The organism is Acidovorax sp. KPB24-03, assembly GCF_057546605.1.
Genome location: NZ_BAAJYR010000845.1, coordinates 1 through 757, shown reverse-complemented (window position 1 = coordinate 757; position 757 = coordinate 1). Strand labels below are relative to the sequence as shown.

General features: G+C 75.3%; 1 pseudogene. It reads left to right on the top strand.

From position 1 onward, the window contains the following. Positions 1 to 757 (top strand): annotated as a pseudogene (locus AC27KI_RS26395) (translocation/assembly module TamB domain-containing protein); the annotation flags it as partial.

The following is a 757-nucleotide window of genomic DNA, read 5'->3' as shown; positions in this document are numbered from 1 at the left end:
CGCGCCCATGGCCGTACGGCTCACGGCGGTGCGCGCCGAACTGGCCGGCGGATTGCCCCAGTCCACGCTGTCGCTGGACGGCGAGGCACGCGTGGACCGGCGCCGACTGGACCTGCGCCTGCGCGGCACCGCGGGCACGGCCGCCCCCGGGCAATGGAACGCGCAGATCACCGAGTTGCGTGCGCAGGCCCGCGACAAGCAACTGCCCGGCCCCTGGACGGTGCAGTTCAACCAGCCGCTGTCCGTTGCTCTGCGCCAGTCGCCCAGCCTGCAGGTGGAGACCTCGGGCGGCCAAGCCACCGTCTCCGGCCCGGCGCCGGGGCAGGTCACGCTGCACTGGGAGCCCGTTCGCTTTGCCCAGGCCGCCAATGGCGCCATCGCCTTGCGCACGCAGGGCCGCCTGCAGGGGTTGCCCATGGCGTGGACCGAAGCGTTCGGCCCGCAAGGCCAGGAAGCCCTGCAGCGGCTGGGCCTGGCGGGCAACCTCGTGTTCGACGGCGACTGGGACGTGGATGCGGGCGACACCCTGCGCGCCAGTGCCAGCGTGCGGCGCGCCAGCGGCGACATCCGCGTGCTGGCCGGCAGTGCCGCGCCCGCCACGACGGTGGTGCACAGCAGCGGCCAGGGCCAGGGCGCCGGCCGCGCGCAGACAAGCGAAGGGCCCGGCACGCCGGCGGGCGTGCGGCAGGCCGAAGTGCAGCTGCAGGCCGAGGGCGACACCGTGCGTGCCCGCGTGCAGTGGGACAGCGAACGCGCC